The 18023-nt window shown below is 44.4% G+C and carries 11 protein-coding genes and 1 pseudogene; 5 read left to right on the top strand and 7 right to left on the bottom strand.

The features are described 5' to 3' along the window. Positions 1-202: 202 nt before the first annotated feature. Positions 203-1732 (top strand): bifunctional 2-methylcitrate dehydratase/aconitate hydratase, encoded by a 1530-nt coding sequence (locus W234_RS0111500; protein ID WP_025646990.1) that lies wholly within the window; start codon positions 203-205, stop codon positions 1730-1732. A gap of 122 nt (positions 1733-1854) precedes the next feature. On the opposite strand, the gene W234_RS0111495 is transcribed toward W234_RS0111500, so the two are convergent. Next, a complete protein-coding gene (locus tag W234_RS0111495) occupies positions 1855-2610 on the bottom strand; it encodes an SDR family oxidoreductase (protein ID WP_025646989.1) in 756 nt (251 codons plus the stop codon). A gap of 254 nt (positions 2611-2864) precedes the next feature. On the opposite strand from W234_RS0111495, the gene W234_RS0111490 reads away from it, so the two are divergent. Continuing rightward, positions 2865-4241: a DUF2868 domain-containing protein gene (locus W234_RS0111490; protein WP_025646988.1), complete on the top strand. Its 1377-nt coding sequence runs from the start codon at positions 2865-2867 to the stop codon at positions 4239-4241. Between the two features lie 63 nt (positions 4242-4304). Further along, positions 4305-5978 carry a DUF3482 domain-containing protein gene (locus W234_RS14010; protein WP_037059745.1) on the top strand — a complete coding sequence of 558 codons (1674 nt, stop codon included), beginning with the start codon at positions 4305-4307 and terminating at the stop codon, positions 5976-5978. 34 nt (positions 5979-6012) lie between these two features. On the opposite strand, the gene W234_RS0111480 is transcribed toward W234_RS14010, so the two are convergent. From W234_RS0111480 to W234_RS0111470, 4 genes and pseudogenes are all read right to left on the bottom strand, one after another. Further along, complete coding sequence (locus W234_RS0111480) at positions 6013-7044, bottom strand: ArsA family ATPase (RefSeq protein WP_025646987.1); 1032 nt, start codon at positions 7042-7044, stop codon at positions 6013-6015. 98 nt (positions 7045-7142) lie between these two features. After that, positions 7143-7433: a cory-CC-star protein gene (locus tag W234_RS0111475; RefSeq protein ID WP_025646986.1), complete on the bottom strand. Its 291-nt coding sequence runs from the start codon at positions 7431-7433 to the stop codon at positions 7143-7145. A gap of 127 nt (positions 7434-7560) precedes the next feature. Further along, positions 7561-7644 (bottom strand): annotated as a pseudogene (locus tag W234_RS14955) (transposase); the annotation flags it as partial. Between the two features lie 181 nt (positions 7645-7825). Beyond that, positions 7826-9505, bottom strand: a complete 1680-nt coding sequence (locus W234_RS0111470; protein WP_025646985.1) for a carbon starvation protein A — start codon at positions 9503-9505, stop codon at positions 7826-7828. A gap of 346 nt (positions 9506-9851) precedes the next feature. Between W234_RS0111470 and W234_RS0111465 the strand changes: the two genes are divergently transcribed. Both W234_RS0111465 and W234_RS0111460 read left to right on the top strand, forming a co-directional pair. Further along, entirely contained in the window at positions 9852-10520 is a 669-nt protein-coding gene (locus tag W234_RS0111465) for a hypothetical protein (RefSeq protein WP_025646984.1), read from the top strand. Between the two features lie 90 nt (positions 10521-10610). Beyond that, a complete protein-coding gene (locus W234_RS0111460) occupies positions 10611-11174 on the top strand; it encodes a hypoxanthine-guanine phosphoribosyltransferase (RefSeq protein ID WP_025646983.1) in 564 nt (187 codons plus the stop codon). Positions 11175-11224: 50 nt separating this feature from the next. Here W234_RS0111460 and recD read toward each other — a convergent pair whose 3' ends face one another. Beyond that, positions 11225-13414, bottom strand: a complete 2190-nt coding sequence (recD, locus tag W234_RS0111455; protein WP_227501962.1) for an exodeoxyribonuclease V subunit alpha — start codon at positions 13412-13414, stop codon at positions 11225-11227. Between the two features lie 96 nt (positions 13415-13510). Then, complete coding sequence (locus W234_RS0111450; protein ID WP_025646981.1) at positions 13511-17998, bottom strand: UvrD-helicase domain-containing protein; 4488 nt, start codon at positions 17996-17998, stop codon at positions 13511-13513. Positions 17999-18023 lie beyond the last annotated feature (25 nt).

The following is an 18023-nucleotide window of genomic DNA, read 5'->3' as shown; positions in this document are numbered from 1 at the left end:
AAACAGGATTTATTTAATAGACTTTATATATTAAGCAGATAAGGTTTTAATTTTTAACATAATTCAGTTTGGTTGTTGGCTTTTGCCTATGCTACTTTGAGATATGACTTATTTTTAAGTGCTTCTGTGGACGCTTTGATTGACAAAAATAAGATAAGTCGACTAGTTAAATAATAACTCACTCAAGGAAGAGGAGACGATCATGTCAAACACCCAATCTGATAATCAAAACACGACGGTAGAGAGTAACGTTCGTCCCGAGTACGATAGAGAAATCCAAAAAATCGCCGATTATGTGCTGGGTTACTCGGTAGATAACGATTCTGAAAATAGTGAAGAGGCTTGGACTACCGCGCGCCATTGTCTGATGGATACCCTTGGCTGCGGGCTGCTTGCACTACGTTTTCCTGAATGCACCAAACACCTAGGTCCTGATTGCGAAGGTCAGCTGACGCCTAATGGCGCACGAGTGCCTGGTACCACCCATCGACTTGATCCGATCAAAGCTGCTTTTGATATTGGCTGTATGGTGCGCTGGCTCGACTATAATGATACTTGGCTCGCCGCTGAATGGGGACATCCGTCGGACAATTTAGGCGGTATCCTTGCGGTAGCCGATTATATCAGTCAGCAAAACATTAGCCGCAACCTTAAGCCTTTGACCATGCGGGATGTGCTTGAGGCGATGATTATGGCACATGAGATTCAAGGCGTAATGGCGCTGGAGAATTCATTTAACCGTGTGGGTCTTGACCATGTATTCTTAGTTAAATTAGCCTCAACCGCAGTCGTCGCTAAGCTCTATAACTTACCACGCGAGCGCATCATGGCGGCGATATCACAAGCCCTTGTCGATGGGCAGGCTCTACGCACGTATCGACATGCACCCAATGCCGGCAGCCGTAAGTCATGGGCCGCAGGTGATGCCACTAGCCGCGCGGTTCGGCTGGTCGATATTACTCGCCGCGGTGAGATGGGCATTCCAGGGGCTTTGTCCGCGCCGCAGTGGGGTTTTTATGATGTGCTCTTTAGCCATACCAATAAAGACTTAGCGACCAAACCTGAAGAAGATCGCAACTTTAAATTCCAGCGTGAGTTTGGCAGTTACGTGATGGAAAATATCTTGTTTAAATTAAGCTTCCCTGCCGAATTCCATGCGCAGACCGCTTGTGAGGCAGCGGTTATCTTGCATCCGCGTATCGATGATAGAATTGATGAGATTGAGAAGATCGTCCTCACCACCCATGAGTCTGCTATTCGTATTATCTCCAAGGAAGGTACACTCGCCAATCCTGCTGACCGCGACCACTGCTTGCAGTACATGGTAGCGGTGCCTTTATTGACAGGCGATTTGATGGCGGAGAATTATGAGGATGATTACCATGAGCAGCATCATATCTTAATCGACGGACTACGCCGAAAGATGGTGGTGGAAGAAGATGTCAGTTACACCAAAGACTATCACGATCCTAGCAAGCGCTCGATTGCCAATGCGATTCAGGTTTTTTTCAAAGACGGTACTCGTACGGATAAGGTGGTTATTGAGTATCCTATCGGTCATAAACGCCGCCGCGCTGAGGGTATTCCTATTCTAGAAGCAAAATTCCGCGCCAATCTAGCCACTCGTTTTATTGAGAGTCGCTGTGAGCAGATTATTGAGCTATGCGACAATCAAGCAAAACTAGAGCAAACGCCCGTGCATGAGTTTATGGATTTGTTTATGACAAATTAATATTGTTTAATCGCTTTTTTATGAGCTAAATCTGTACCAAACAAAAGGGTTTGTCGTTGATTGAGTAACGACAAACCCTTTTGCTTTTTCTGCTTCTTGTCACTGTGTTTTTGTGTTAAGTGTTACCAAGGTATCGACTCCCCTGCCCAATCAACGAAGCTACCGGTCTGATCGCTACTCATATCTGCGAGCACCTCTAATAAGGCCTCAGCGCTATAAGCTGGCGAGAACAGATGACCTTCACGTACGTTGGCTTGAAACGGTGCAGACAGCTGCGTATTAACGGTACCAGGCTGCATGACAACCACGCAGACGTCTTTTAAGGAGCGTGACCATTCGATACTTAAGTTTTTCATCCCCATATTGAGCGCCGCTTTGCTCATACGGTAGCTGTACCAGCCGCCAAGCTCATTATCGCTGATACTACCGACTCTAGCTGATATCGTCGCAAATATCGCCGGATTATCGGTACTACGCTCAGCGTTTTTGAGCAGCGGCTTGATGTGTTTGGCAATGAGCATGCTGGCAAGTGCATTGACCTGCATATTCTGTAGAAAAAACTCAGTCTGCATCTGCCGCAGCGCTTTTTCAGGCTTGTTATGCTCGGTATGCAGCAGACCCACACAATTGATTACCCAGTCGATATGGTTGCTATGAGTTTTTATAGCGTCAATACTCTGCTTGATACTGTCCTCATCAGAGATATTCATCTTTAGCCAATGCAAATTATCAGCTTCAATCTCAGGTACGCTATTATGATAAGTCGCAAACACCGCTATGCCCGTCTGTATTTTATGGGTCATCTGGATTAGCTGCTCGACCATAGCTTTACCGATGCCGCCTGTACCACCGATGATAAGATACGTTTTTTTATTCATAACTGGCTCCTAGTTTGTTATCACAGTTGCGTCATTACCGTTTCGTTATCACTGTTATCACTATGCATATAAGTTAGCATTGTTTGGCATTGTATTTGGTATTGCATTTGGTATGGTTTTGAGGTTCGTGAGCTCACATTATTTAATGAATATCGTTCAATAATAACCGTTATCGAGATTAGATTTACGCTACAATAATCTGCAGATGTCATTTTACTCATTTATCTTCTCTTTTTACTTGGATCTTATTACTTATGCTATCCCCGCAAGATCAGCTGACTGAGCTGGTACGAAACCTTGAGAGCAACAATCATGTGTTTGCCACCGATCCGCTATTGGTGACCGAAAAGCTGCAAAATGAAGATGGCTCGCCAAAACAAAAGCTACATCGGCGCGCCAAACGAATCGATAGTAATGGGAATCTTGCAAAAGTCTTAGGTAAAATTGATGCTCGTATCAAGAGCATCATGGTCATGATGAGTGTGGTCTGGTGTGTTTCAGGATTCCTAGGCTTATTCACTCTATTGCAGGCCAACGTTGTCAATTTCTTTTATGTGCTTGTCTGCTTACTCGGCTTTCATACCCTTATGCTTGTTGGCTGGCTGCTCCTTACTTTTATCAATCGCGGCAAGCAATCGGCCAATTGGTTTGCAAGCCTGGTCAGTCCAAGCTACTTAATTCGCGGTAAAGACGATGTCACTCAAGCGGCGGTTAGTCTCTATGAGCAGCAGCTTGAGCATAGCGGTATGCGCTGGTATCTCGGCAAATTCAGCCATCAGTTATGGCTTGCTACTTTGACAGGTATGCTGCTTGCGATCATATTCTTACTAGTCGTGCGTCAGTACAGCTTTAGTTGGGAATCCACGCTGTTATCGGATAATGCCTTGATTGGTTTGACTCAAACGCTAGGCTGGCTGCCGAGTTTAGTAGGGTTTAACGTTCCTGATAGTGCGGCTATTATCCAAAGCCGCTTAGTGACTGATGCGCTGCCTTTATCGGTGGCGAGGCAATGGGCAAGTTTGCTCGTGGGTAGTTTATTGATGTATGGCATTGTGCCGCGGGCAATTGCTTGGGTGTTTTGTGCGCTGATGTTCCGCCGCAAAAAAATGCGCCTTGATATCAAGCTGCCTTATTACCAAAAAATCATTAGCTTCTGGCAGCGCAAAGTCATTGATGCCGATGACTTCAAAGAAGCGCCCGCTCCTATTGCACCAAAAGCTGAGATAAGCCAAGCCAAAAAGCTCGTCGCCCTACTCGAATATCCTAGCGCGCATCAGCAGTGGTGGCGGGCAGGCACAGCAATCGAATCTAACGAAGCGGTTGAGAATTTCGGTATCCTTGATGATCGTGATGATATGGCACGCCTAAAGGATTACTTAGATGGTCATCCTGTGCAAGTGTTGTTAGGCATTCATAGTAAAGCCCTACCTGATCGCGGCACTCTGCGTAAGTTGGATCAAATTGCCACTCATGCCAAGCATGGTTTAATTGTACAATTACTAGATGATGATTCGGATATAGATGCTGATACTGAGCTTACTACCGAAACTTATAAAAACGATAATGTGCGCTACCAGCAGTGGCAAACGGCGCTGGCTGAGCGACAAATCGGTTTGGTCGCTAGTCATTAAGCGTTCATCATTCATTATTGAATTAAAAAGCACTATTTTGATAACTTGTAAATAAGACACATTATGAATAATAATACTGACAACGAAAATAATGAAAAGCCAGTCGGACTGTTTGCTGATAAAGCATTAAAAGATGATCCGGCTCCTGCGGTGGTGCCTGAGTCCACTGCTAGTGAAGAGTATGCGACTACGAAGCTCACTAATACGAACTTCACTGAGACAGATAAAGCGGATCAAACCCCCGATAATGATGATGTCAATGCTCCTAACCCTTCCAAACTTCCGTCTAACCTCAAAAAGACACTTGCTACTGGTGAGCCGTTAAAGCTTGCCGTGGTTGGTCATACCAATACCGGTAAGACGTCGATTTTGCGTACCTTACTGCGTGATGTTTATTTCGGCGAAGTCAAAAACGAAGCCGCAACCACGCGTCATGTGGAGCGTGCGCAATTGACCGATAGCCAGACAGGTGAGGTTTTAGTTGCTCTTTATGATACGCCAGGACTTGAGGATGCTTCAGGCTTGATGGATTGGCTTGAGGACAATACAGCCAGTCGCCGTGATGGTATCGAGCGCTTGCAGCAGTTTTTGGCAGCGGATATCGCCACTAGCGCTCAAGGTGCCGAGGACTATAGCCAAGAAGCTAAAGTGATACGCCAACTACTGGCAAGTGATATGGCGGTTTATGTCGTCGATGCGCGAGAGCCTGTGCTCGGTAAGTACAAAGATGAGCTGGCGATTTTGTCTTGGGCGGCGATACCTGTGATGCCGGTGTTTAATTTCACTGATAGTCAAGAAGCTAACATCGATGAGTGGCAGACGATGCTGGCACGGCGTAATCTGCATATCTCGACGCGCTTTGATTCGGTCGCGTTTGAATTTGATGATGAGATGCGACTTTGGCAAAACTTGGCTACCATGCTGACGCACTCAGAGATGCTTGAGCAGCTGATGCAGCGCCGTACCGAGGATTGGGCGCAGCTATATGATGAGGCAAAAATTATCATTGCAGATTTCTTGTTAAATGTGGCCGCTTTTGTGCGTGAGATTAGTGAAGATGATGATCCTATGCCAGTACTGCAAGATATGCAAGAAGCCGTTAGGCAAACAGAACGTACGATGCAGCATCAGCTACTTAATCTCTATAAGTTTTATGATAATGCGGTGGCCGCAACGCCACTTGAGTTACAGGCTTATCAACAAGATCCCTTTGATCCAGAACTGCTCAAAAGCTATGGTATTCGTACCACTTCTGGCGCGGCAGCAGGCGCGTTATTAGGATTAGGGATTGATGCGGCAGCACTTGGAACGACTTTAGGATTGGGTGCTGCACTAGGAGCAATAGGCGGTGGCCTATTATCTAACACCAGCAGTATCGCCGATAAGATCACTGGGGTGAAACGTTTATATATCGATCCGGCGACTTTGACGCTGCTTGCCACTCGTGCCACTGACTTATTGACCGCGCTGCGCCATCGCGGGCATGCGGCAACAGATGCCACACAATTGCTCTATCAAAATGAGAGTATTAATGATGGGGAGATATCTACAAGCAGCCAAGACGATGGTCTAGAAGAAGAGGATAATGCGATCACTCTTTGGCCCCCTTATAAACTACCAAGTGAGCTTAAAAAAGCACGCGGCAAACCGCAGTGGTCATCTTTGAGTAGCGGTAAATCAGAACAAGCGCAGAGCCTGCGCATGGATACAGCGTGGTCTCTGGCGAGTAAGCTATAGGGTGCATTGCTTATAAGTTTAACTTTTAGGTTTATTATCTTAATAGCTCACTCAAAGCTTCAAACCCTCGTATATCAGTCTGCTGCAAGTATATTGCAGATAACGGATAGCGCTTAAAGGTAGTCGCGATATCATCCATAATCTGTTGCTGCCTATTAGCGCGCTGCTGCCAAAACGTGTCTTGTTGCTTGGGATGAATCAACTGATTGACAACGATGGCTGCAGGTTTAAGATTAGCGCTTTCTAACTGCTCAATAGCGCGTTTGGTTTCAACTAACGGCAAAATATCAGCGGTCATCACTAAGACGATAGCGGTTTTTTTGTGGTCATGTAGAAGCTGTGCCGCTTGACGAAATAATGCCTTGCGCCGCTCCAATACTGCTACCGCTTGCTCCCAGCGATCAGGCTTTTGTTTCTCAAAAGGATTGGCAACGTCTTTGTCTTTTAGGCGATTGTTTTTATCATCATTTTTGTCTAAACGTGTTGCGACTGAGCGCAGTTTGGCTTGGCGTCGTTGCTGCGCCAATAGACCATCTGTCCAAGCCCCCATCATCTCAGGCAATACCAGTAGACGTAGCGTATGTCCCGTCGGCGCAGTATCAAAGATAATATGCTCATAACCCTCCTCGGCGGCAGAGACTAAATGCTGGCACATAGACTCAAGCATAGCTGCCTCCTGTGCTCCGGGCGCCGACTTTGATAGGCGCAAATGCTCGCGAATTTTTGGCATCATATCCGGATTGGCATAGGCCGTGATAGTGCGCTCCACTTGCGCAAAATGGGCATCTACAATGACATCGGGATTGAGCTCAATGGCGTCAAGATATGGGCTGATCGCTGTTTTTTTATTATTAAGTTTGGTGCTCAATACATCGCCCAAGCTATGCGCAGGGTCTGTTGAGATGATAAGCGTCTTTTTCTGCTGGCTTGCCAACTGGCTGGCAAGTGCTGCCGCTGTAGTGGTTTTTCCCACTCCGCCTTTTCCGCCTACAAATATAATCGGCTGCTGTGACAATTGAGTGACTAATGTTTTTAACGAGGTGTGCTCTATAGACTGCGTCGCCATGCTTTTCTCTATATTCAATGACTATCTATTGTCTGATTGACTCATTTTGCCGCTATTTATACTTATGATAAATGTATACTTAGAATAAATCTGTTGAGCTAACAGCAGCCGACATGATCGAACGGGCATTTATCCATACCCATACGGGTATGCCATTCATGGAAATTCTCTAAAAATAGTGGCTGTAGCTCTAAGGTGTAAAAGCTTGCCGGGTTATCAATGCCTAAGCTCTCAGCAAACATCATTAGCATAAAAAAATCCTCTTCATCACGAGCAGCGCGGGCCATCGTTTGTCTATAAGGCGCATGATAGAACTCGCTTAATCCAGCAGAAAACCGCTGCCACCAAGAGGCGTTAGATTGTGGATTTTGCTGCTCATTGTCCTTCATATCTTATCCTAGTTGTGCTCTTATAGTATTGAGTATATTTACATTTGCTGAGAGTTAACTTATATCTTTATTCCTTACTATACCTTATGTTTGTTCATGGACTTCCTCCCCTCTCTAAAGTGAGGGGATTTCTACTAAAGACGGTCGACCCAGCTAAGATATTGAGCTGAGCAGCATGTTTGTCTTTGATACGGAGTTTAAGCGTTTTCATGGGTTTAGTATGATCTCAATGAGCAGTGTTGACAAGGTGAATTTGATTTTAGGTGACAACGGATGACGCTTTACATCCATATCCTAGAAGGACATGGTTTTACAGCGTTTGGTGATAAAAAACGCCAGCAATCGCCAGCGCTTTATTTAACTTAGTATCTAATTTACTGATAAACGATAGGTTAGATATTCTTCTTAGCTTTATGTTCGCCCCATTCTCGGCGCAATACTGAAAAACTCTCAAAAGTCACTAACACCGACGCGGTTAAGATAATCAAATCCATCGCAATCAGTAGCCAGTTGCCATCATCATAGAAGGTTTTGAGCTGAATCAATAAGGCAAATAGCGTCATCACTAATAAGAAACACAGCGGCGCTAAGGTGTACCAGACGGTCTTGCCTTTACGCAGTAAAATAACGGTTACAATCATCAGCGTTAAGGCGGCCATGAGCTGGTTGGTCGTACCAAATAGAGGCCAGATAATCATACCACCAGCACCATCGATACCACCGGCACCGAATGCTAATAGCAAGCAAGTCCCTACGGCCAATAAGGTCGCTATCCAGCCCTTGCTCAGTGCCGGCAGGTTATAAAACTCGCCAAACTCTTGGAAGATATAACGCTGCAGGCGTACACCAGTATCCATAGTCGTTCCTGCAAACAGTGCTGCCATCACGGTGAGCATCGTTTGCGATAGCACTACATCGATACCGACACCATTACTTAAAATAGTAGCGCCACCATCAATAAAAGCACCGATGGAGCCATCACCAAAGTTTTGATAAACCGCCTGCCAATCGCCTAAAGTTGCAAAACCTGCAGTTGCCGCTAAGATAGCCCCAAGCGCCAGCATCCCCTCGCCTAGCGCACCAAAATAACCAACGAACCGTGCATCCTCTTCTTTATCGACCTGTTTAGATGTCGTACCTGTAGCGACTAAACCATGAAAGCCCGATATCGCCCCGCAAGCAATAGTTACAAATAGTAAAGGCACAATTGAGGGCGCGCTCATCGGCAAGTCGCTGTTGATGGCAGGCGCAACAATGTTAGGCGTTGAGATGAAAATAGCAGCATATAATAATATTAAGCCAACGAAAAGCTGTAAGCCGTTGATATAATCACGAGGCTGCAATAACATCCATACCGGCAATAATGACGCGACGGCGGCATAAGAAAATAGGATAATAATCCAAACGGCGTTATCAGGTAAGCCCATAAAGGTCTCAGGCAGCACTACTGGAAACATAGGCCCTAGATAGATCAGTCCGTATAAGGCCGTTACTCCAATAATAGAGACCCAAATAAGGCTCATATTGTAGCGATAGATACACTGCCCAATGATAAAAGCGACCACTAATGCGCCCCACACCGGCAGTACTGCGGATGGCGTTTTGATAAGCATATTAGCGATAGCCACACCGAACACAGCATTGACCATCAGTAGTAACAAGAAAATCACTACCATCATCAAGCTACGCACACGCGAGCCCATTACCGTACCGGCAATTGAACCAATAGATTGACCACGGTTACGCATACTTGCCCAAATGGCAGACATATCATGGACACCTGCCATAAATATCGTCCCAAAAACTACCCAAAGCACAGCGGGTACCCAGCCCCAAATTACGGCAATAGCAGGACCAATAATCGGTGCCGCTCCTGCCACTGAAGTAAAATGGTGACCCCATAATACATATTTGTTAGTGGGAACATAGTCCACACCATCTTTCATAGTGTGGGCTGGCGTGGGCAGACTATTGTCTAACCCTAATATTTTACTCGCTATAAATTTTGAATAAAAAAGATAACCGCATAGCATCATACCGATGCTGATAAGCAGTACAATTGCACTATTCATATCATTCCTCCTTGCATACTTACTTTGCTTACATCAGCCAAAAAGGCTGCCTTTATCACTTATAGATGTTATAAAAACGCTAACACTTCATTAGTCATTTTAATTTATAGTCTACAATTGCCGTAGTATCACCCTATATCATCGCAGTGGTCAATTATAATCTGCAAAATTGATCGCACTTAAACGATATCTACTAAAACTGCGGTTAAATAAAGAATTATTATCTCAGATATTGATGTTATAGATAGTGACTGCAGCTGATAAACGAATGCAACGTCACTAGTTTTTTACGTATACTGTTCTATTTGATTTAGAATACTCATTTAATAAGATTCAAGGAAAAGATATGGCACACTATTTCGGATTTCCACCGTCAGAGAAACTCAAACAATTAATAGAAGAAGCGGCGCAAGCGGAAGCATCGGATGAGCATGTTGATTACTACAAACATCGCGACGCACTAACTCACCAAACTGCTAGAGATTTGATCGATAATCTACTGGTAGGCTTAGTAGAGATTATCCCTAACCCTGAGCGTCAAGCCTCCATGCGCAAAATCGTTGGCACCATTGAGCGCTCAGCTGATACGCTACTTAACATCTTATTAAATAAAGAGAATAATGAAGATGTCTTGCCAAGCTTTCACTTCCTGCGCGACCGAGCCACTTTTATTGATAATGAAGGGGTCAGTCGGGTCGGTTTTAAGCTCTCCGAGGATAGTGCTCAAAAAATCACAGAAGGCTTTGCTTCAGTAACTCCTGATGATGTCGATATGAGTAAATTTAAGTTAGCATTAGAGACGATGAACGAAGATACGCTCACTCATTTTATCACTCGTTATGCCGAGACCCTTAAACTTGGCATGATTAAACGCAAATCAGTGCCCGTTACCAAAGCCGCTATCGATAAAGGTATGAGCATGGCATTGAATAAAATGCTACCTGACTTACCTATGAGCTCATTGAACCGTTTGGCCAATTATTATCGTCCTTTTATTGTGGAAAAGGCGGATTAATTAATATTAGGGTAATGGCGGTTTGCGATTAGGTAAATTCGCTAAAACTTGCTAAAATATGTGGCACTTTTATCAAAGGCGCACCCTACTATGACTCAAATCAGTAATCAAGAGATCGAACAAACTCTACGTAATTCAGAGTGTCTCATTAGCAGTATCGAAGTTGCGGCCGCTTACGAGCGTCTTGCTGCCCAGCTTAATTTGCATTATGCAGGCCTAAACCCTATCGTTATGGTAGTGATGAACGGTGGCCTTATCCCAGCAGGACAGCTACTGACTCATCTGACTTTTTATCATCGCATGCATTACATTCATGCGACGCGCTATCGTGACAATGAGGGGACCAGCGATCTTGATTGGAAATTTAAACCCGATGTCAGTATCGAAGGCGAGCATGTACTACTCATCGATGATATTTTTGATGAAGGTATCACGCTCAAAGCTATCGTTGAAGAATTAGGTAAAGAAAAGCCCGCTTCAATCGATTCTTGCGTCCTTTTAAATAAAATGCATGATCGCAAAGTTGCTAATTTCGATGTGGATTTTGTCGGTATCGATGTTGATGACCGTTATGTCTATGGCTGCGGTATGGACTTTCATGGTTACTTGCGTCACCTGCCAGGTATTTATGCGATTAAAGAAGACAAAGTGTAGTATTTCATTCTACACAATAAAAAGCATCCGTTATGGATGCTTTTTTGCGTTTATAGAGCTTCAAACTGTAGTGCTAACCCTGTATAGCGCTCAGTTGGGGTCTGCACTGCTTTCTCAAAGGCAGACTTGGTGCTATATATACTGACCTGTTTTTTGGCGCGAGTCACTGCCGTATAGATAAGCTCTTTACTGAGTAGCCTACTATGACTAGTATCAAAAGTAATCGCAACATGATCAAACTCAGATCCTTGCGACTTATGAATAGTCATAGCGTAGGCAGTAGATACGAGCTCATCATTTAATAGACTAACGGCGATGCCCTGAGTTTTATTTTCAAAGAAGACTTCTAGTGGCGCGCCATCTGTCCCCGTCTGCAAGCAAAAACCAATATCCCCGTTGAACAATCCAAGCTCATAGTTGTTTTGTAGCATCATAACAGGCCGACCATGAAACCAAGTATTTTGACCTAGCGGCAGTTTTAACTCAGCCAGATGCCACTGTGTTAGGTAGTTATTAATATAATGATCGCCCCACTCTCCATTATGTCCAGCCGTAAGTATTCTAAATTGATTGAAAGCTTGTACTAGAGAGGTAATTGTCTCTTTAACAACTGTTGGCACGGATTTTTCCATTGGATTTTCTAACAGTACATTGATTTTTTTTATGTATTTTTGGTAGTTTAGAATTATTTTTTTAAGATTTTTTATATTGCTTAGGCTATTTTTTATCTGGTTATTTGGATTTGTTTGCGCAGATTGCGTATTTATATTCGAAAAACTCAGCGCCTGATCTTGCTTTAATAACTGCCAAATGCCTTGCGTGTCTGTATCTATATTATTGATTTGCTGAGCCAACTTACCAATACCAGAGTCTTTACTAAATCTGCGACTCTCAGTAAGCTCTACGTGTACGGGTTGCAGGCTTGGTATGCGGCATAGGTCGGATAAGACGGCACCTGCATCTACTGCCGCAAGCTGATTGGCATCACCCAGTAATATAAGTCTCGCGCCTTTTTTTACTGCACTAACCAGATAATTTGCCAGCTCTACTCCGAGCATAGAGGCCTCATCAACGATGATGATATCTTCGCCAAGTGGATTGTCTGCATCGTAGCGCGGTCTACCCGTTCGCCCAATGCCTAGTAAACGATGGATGGTTTTTGCTTCTTCTAGTTGCATATCAACATTTGCCGCATCTAAAGCCGCTTGCAAAGATTCCTGCATACGCTGTGCAGCCTTACCAGTCGGCGCAGCCAACGCTAAGCTTGCGCTATCGGTGCTAAACTTGATAGGTGCGTCATCTTCCCTACTCTGTGCTGCTTGTTGCAGAGCAATAACGAGCTGCGCCACAGTATAAGTCTTACCTGTCCCAGGTCCACCCGTGATGATACTAAAAGCGTTGTGATTAGCCACATTAATCGCTGCTATCTGTCGTTTCTCCAGATTATCTGGTATAGCAATTGAAAGAGGGGTTATCTGCTGATTTATAATTGAATTGATACGCGTAGCTAAGCTAAATTCTGCTTGCCAGGTGCGGTGTAGCCAAAGGGTGGCTGATGTATTTTGATTTTTTTCTTTTTGAATTTGATAAATGATTGGTTTGTTATTTTTGCTTAGGCTATTTCTATCATCCTTATTAAGATGTTTAACATTACTGAACAAGTCATACTGACCGATTGAGTGAATAAAAGCATCTAGATCTGTATTTCTTAGCCGCTGATATAACGCAGTGATGGCATCTAAGCGCTTCGTCAGAAGCTCTCTTTCATAATTAGTTAGCACTGACTGTGACCATAGTTGATGTCTTTGAGCAACTATAATGCTTAGTAAACTAAAAAGTGAGGGCTCTGTAGCCACTTCATCTGCTATCAACTGGTCGATTTGTCTCTCTGCCAATACCAGAAGTGGCGTGGCTAGCATCTCTAGCAGCTTCAATTGCCAAGCATACAGAGTCACTGATTCGCCCCCGATATCCCCCTGCACAGGCCTTTCATCCTTAGCCTCTTCCAGCGTTAATACTGTATGCCCTTGTTCTAAATGCGTCGTCAACATGACAAATACAGCGCTAAATAAGGCTTTATCTTGCACCCCATCTACTTGTTCGGTCTCTATATTCGTCTCAACATTAGACACGTGATATGCTGATTGCGTTTGCTGACGACGCAGCAACAGATAATCACTAAGATTGCTAGCCCAACTTTCGTGTAGGCTAATGGCTGCCCTACTATTACTGTTATTCATAATATGTTGTCTCTTATGTCTGTCTTTATGGCTATCTAATAAATCGCTGTTGCTTTATTTTTGGTAAATAGGTTATCTATTCTGAGCCCTAACTCATTAGTCTGGCAAACCAAGCAAGGTATCTAAAGCTTTGATGAAGTCGATGGGTATGTCCCAGATGACTAACCCAAAGCGCTTATTAGTAACTACATTACAATCGGCCGTATTTTTTTTATTTTGCCTGGCACTATCTAAAGCACTATCTAAAGCACTATCTGATGTCGACGCATCTGCATGATAGACCCCGCGTAAAAACACATACTCGACAGGACCAAGATATTTATCTTCATTACCGTCATAATCGCTGACTCGCATACTTAAGAAACGATGCAATGCAACCTGATAAATGGCGGCTTGTAGCCAATACCCAGCCTTTGACATGGCTTGTTTAAGCGTCTTTTCATCATAGCTGCTTAGGCTATTTCCTAAATAGTTACTTTTGTAGTCCACCACATAATATTTGCCTGCGTGTTCATAAACTAAGTCAATCTCGCCGCGTAGATAGCGATACAAGTGCGCTTTTTTTTGCGCCACTAAAGTCACGTGCTTGTCCGGTTCGTTTGGTAAGTGCTCTGCAAACAGAGTAGTGATATCCTCTGCTCTAAAGTGCTCTGACAAGCCCATGTTGAACTCCAGCTCAGCAAAGCGCTGCGTAGTATCAATTGACTCTAGCGGCTGGTTAGAAGCTAATAGCGGCGTCTGTAGCACCTCTTTGATCCAACCCATTAACGCTTCATGTTGGCTCGCTACTATCGTATTTGTATCGACAGACTGACTATTCTGTTTTTTATTTGCCTGTAATACACGCTGCTGCTGCTCTGCGCTACTATAAATCAGTGGCAGCTGATAGCTACTCACCGCGCGGTCGATGACTTGAGACCACTGAGATTGATTATTAAAGTCAATTTTTTCAAATATTTCATGCAAAAATGTACCGGCATTCGCGCCTTTGACAAAAGTAAAGCGGATATCATCCTCTCGCTTAAGCTCCAAGTCGCAGCCCAGCTCGAAACCTTCATTGCTATCTATGACTCCTACTGGCTCTTTCGTTTCTATATCTATGGCATCATCAATGCGCTCATCGACAACCGCCATAATCTGTGTTGATTCATCTAACTGGCGCGCCAAAGCGGTAAAACTGGTCTTCGCCCAGCCAAAGAAGTAACGACTGCGCATAACTTCCAAGAACGGTGCGTATTCAATCTTCTGTGTCGCTAGTTTCGTTGTGACAGTAGTCAAACCATTTGCCGTGTTGGCGTTATTCGCTTGGCCCTTTTCATGATACTCATTAATTTTATGAGCTCTAATCATCCCTATCGTGCCTTTGAGCCTATCTGGCAACTCAATATTCTTAGCCGGTACGTCTAACCAATAGCAGACTGGTCTCAAGCACGCGTTCGTATTACTATGAGCATCTTTTAAGACCACATAAAGCTGCTCACTAGCACGAGTAAAGGCGACGTAGCCCAGGCGACGTAGCTCATCAAAACCTTCTTGGGTTTCAAACTCAGTGTAATAGTCTACTTTAGTGGCTGAGCCTTGCACGGGTGAGAAACGGCGCTGATTGCTAATTGTATTTGGTTGTTGTGAGTTACGGTTCGATTGGTCATCATATAGATATAAACCATACTGCTCTTTATTACCGGATCTTCTACTGGCATCGCCCATACCCAGTACATAGACAATCGGGAACTCAAGCCCTTTAGACTTATGAATGGTCATCAGCTGCACTCCTGACTCCGTCGGGAGCGGATATTGCTTCGCCCAATCGCTGTTAGGAGCAGCGTCAATGTTTTGCCGAAACCACGCCAAAAGCTCATGCTCGCCCATGCCGCTGCCGTACTGCGCCATAACATCTAGCACATGACGCAAGTCCATAATATGACGATCGCCTTCTGGATGATTCGCAAGTGCCTGCCAAACGCCTTGCGACTGGACCGGGCTCTTATCTAACAAATAATGTAGCGCTGACAAAATCCCAAAATGCTGCCAACGCTGCGCGCCTTCTTTTATATAAGCAATAAAGTCTTGGTAGCTTTGTTTGTGAGCGCTATCACTACGGTTAACAGCGCCTGACTCATGATCTGTCATCATTGCTCTAACGGTCTTGATATTTAGACCATACAGATGACTGGTTAACACGCGATTGATCATGTCATGACGATAGGGATAGAGCATAGCGCTCAGTAGCGCGGCCACATCCTCTGCCATGATGGTCTCAAAGATACTGACATCACTAGTCGTCAGCGTAGGCACTTTTAGCTTCACCAGCTCATCTTCAACCTGCTTTAAGTCTTTTTTGGTACGTGCCAGCACACCGATATCACTTGGTTGAATAGGCACGCCTTTTAAGGTCTGATTGCTGCTTAATAAGGTCGCAATATGACGCGCGGTAATCTCATACTCATCGTACTCAAGCTCGTTGTCATATGGTAAGTGTAATAAGCTCACTGGCTGAGCTGAGAGCACCTCCGTCACTAAATCAGTCACTAAATCATGGGTTTCAGAAGCTGCCATATTAGACCAAGACAACTGGCTATCTGGTTTTGCCGCTTTGATATGCTGATAATAAATCCCTGCACCTAACTGCGACAGCTTATTATCACCCGTGCTAGGCGTTGCCATACCAAACCAGCAATTGAGCGCATGGATGACGCCTGCATTTGAGCGGCGATTGACATCTAGCGTCCAAAAGCTTTGCTTATCAAACTGAGATTTCATGTCGTTATAGTTGGCCACATCGCCACCGCGAAAGCCATAAATCGCTTGCTTTGGATCGCCAACTAATAACAAAAACTCATGACTGGTTTTTTTCGCGCTAGATTGCTTATCGTTGGCCGAAGCTGCGGTCTTTTTATTGGCTAAATAAATACTTTTAATCATCAATGCTTGCTCGCCATTGATATCTTGCGACTCATCAATAAGCGCAATGGGATAATGATGGCGAATATAACGCGCCAGCTTGGGCCCTTGTTTGCCTGTTAGTGCCTGATTTAGACGCACCATCTGTAGACCAAAAGTCGTCTCACCGCGCTCCTCTAAGATCACTGGCAGCCTATCCCGAACCGCGAGAACAATATGACGGTTTAGGTTGGCCAACAATGAAATAATATGTTGGTCTAATTTTTCGACCATATCTAAAATGGCCATTAACTTGACTATTGTATCTAACCCAAAAAGAGCCTGATGTTCCTTTTCTCTGTCTTTATTGAAATTTTTAATCTTGCCTTCTTCATTGGGATATCTAGAGTCCTGTAACGAAGTCAGAATTTTGTTTTCACGCTCGTCTAAATAGCTAGTAAAGGCTAGCTGATGTTCTGCTATTTTATGATGTACATCAACTAAGGCGTCAAAATGATTGATTAAATTAGAGTTACCACGAAACCCTTGTGACTTCCTATAGTCAGAATTTAAATATGGCTGAATATCTGCTAAATCTAATTGAGCAAATTCATAAAGCATCTTCTCGTACGCACTAAAGTCAAAGTCTTGATCTAGTTTCACCTCATCAATAGGCGCTGAGATAAAATTCAGCGAGCGCGTGACAAAACCCTTATGATCTCCGGTATCAGTAAGTTTGCCTTGCTGCTCTAGTAACGTATAGAGTTTCGGCTGCTCATGATAGAGGCGACTTTGAAATTGGCGTAGCTCATCATGAATGATGCTATCAGTGACTTGCTCGATACTGCTGTCTTCGATGATACCCATGCCCTGCTGATGACCGGTCTCGCTACTGTATTCCGTCAGCCACTTCTGCGCTAAACTATCAAGCGTACCCACAAATAGATTATCAAGCGTCGTGAGCACCAATGCCGTGCGCCGAATAGCCTCGGTCATCGGGTAGCTATAGACATGATCGAGTAGATAGCTGATTAAATGTAAGTTGATTGGATCTTGCATTAGGCTATCTAAGCGCGCATAACTGGCTTGCTGTATGAGCCAAGTATCGCGCTCCTCTTTGGCTTTAGCGCGGTTTTCGCGAGTAGTGGTTTGACTGTTTTGTTGTTCATAGTCAAGATCTTGGTTTAGCTCCTCGCTCTTCTGACTGGGGTTCTCTTTGGACTGACTTTTTGAATTGATTTGTTCAGGGTTTACCTGTAAGGATTTTGGATAGAGCATATCTTTATTATTAATATCATTGCTTAGGCTATTTACCCATTGTAATAACTGATAAAACTCAACTAAACGCTCGTGGATACGCTGACGCATCTCGGCGGCTGCGGCACGAGTGAACGTAGTGGCGATGATTTGTTCAGGGGCCCGTCTTGCCTCAATCAACAAACGCAGGACGATGCCCGTTAGCGTCCATGTCTTACCGGTACCCGCTGAGGCTTCAATCAGGTGTTGACCGCTGAGCTCAACCTCAACCGCCGGTACCTTTTCGGATGATTTTACAGATAATTTTTCAGATGCTTTGTCTGCTTTATTATTATTTGGCATATCAGCACTTCTCACGGCGCTTTGCGACTCGTATAAATGCTCATCAGCGAAAGGCAGCTGTTGCGAGCTCTCCGCAAAATCAGGCGTATCGGTAAACTCTGTCATATTGGCGTACACTATAAATTAGGGC

Origin of the sequence: Psychrobacter sp. TB15, from assembly GCF_000511655.1 — a bacterium.
Classification (GTDB): Bacteria; Pseudomonadota; Gammaproteobacteria; order Pseudomonadales; family Moraxellaceae; genus Psychrobacter; species Psychrobacter submarinus.
The sequence above is the reverse complement of the archived record's forward strand: the minus strand, read 5'-3'. Positions and strand labels throughout refer to the sequence as shown.

What these genes read in the sequence shown, in the direction of transcription:
- W234_RS0111500 (WP_025646990.1), top strand. Translation starts at nt 203, where the DNA reads ATGTCAAACACCCAATCTGATAATCAAAACACGACGGTAGAGAGTAAC.
- W234_RS0111495 (WP_025646989.1), bottom strand. Translation starts at nt 2,610, where the DNA reads ATGAATAAAAAAACGTATCTTATCATCGGTGGTACAGGCGGCATCGGT.
- W234_RS0111490 (WP_025646988.1), top strand. Translation starts at nt 2,865, where the DNA reads ATGCTATCCCCGCAAGATCAGCTGACTGAGCTGGTACGAAACCTTGAG.
- W234_RS14010 (WP_037059745.1), top strand. Translation starts at nt 4,305, where the DNA reads ATGAATAATAATACTGACAACGAAAATAATGAAAAGCCAGTCGGACTG.
- W234_RS0111480 (WP_025646987.1), bottom strand. Translation starts at nt 7,044, where the DNA reads ATGGCGACGCAGTCTATAGAGCACACCTCGTTAAAAACATTAGTCACT.
- W234_RS0111475 (WP_025646986.1), bottom strand. Translation starts at nt 7,433, where the DNA reads ATGAAGGACAATGAGCAGCAAAATCCACAATCTAACGCCTCTTGGTGG.
- W234_RS0111470 (WP_025646985.1), bottom strand. Translation starts at nt 9,505, where the DNA reads ATGAATAGTGCAATTGTACTGCTTATCAGCATCGGTATGATGCTATGC.
- W234_RS0111465 (WP_025646984.1), top strand. Translation starts at nt 9,852, where the DNA reads ATGGCACACTATTTCGGATTTCCACCGTCAGAGAAACTCAAACAATTA.
- W234_RS0111460 (WP_025646983.1), top strand. Translation starts at nt 10,611, where the DNA reads ATGACTCAAATCAGTAATCAAGAGATCGAACAAACTCTACGTAATTCA.
- recD (WP_227501962.1), bottom strand. Translation starts at nt 13,414, where the DNA reads ATGAATAACAGTAATAGTAGGGCAGCCATTAGCCTACACGAAAGTTGG.
- W234_RS0111450 (WP_025646981.1), bottom strand. Translation starts at nt 17,998, where the DNA reads ATGACAGAGTTTACCGATACGCCTGATTTTGCGGAGAGCTCGCAACAG.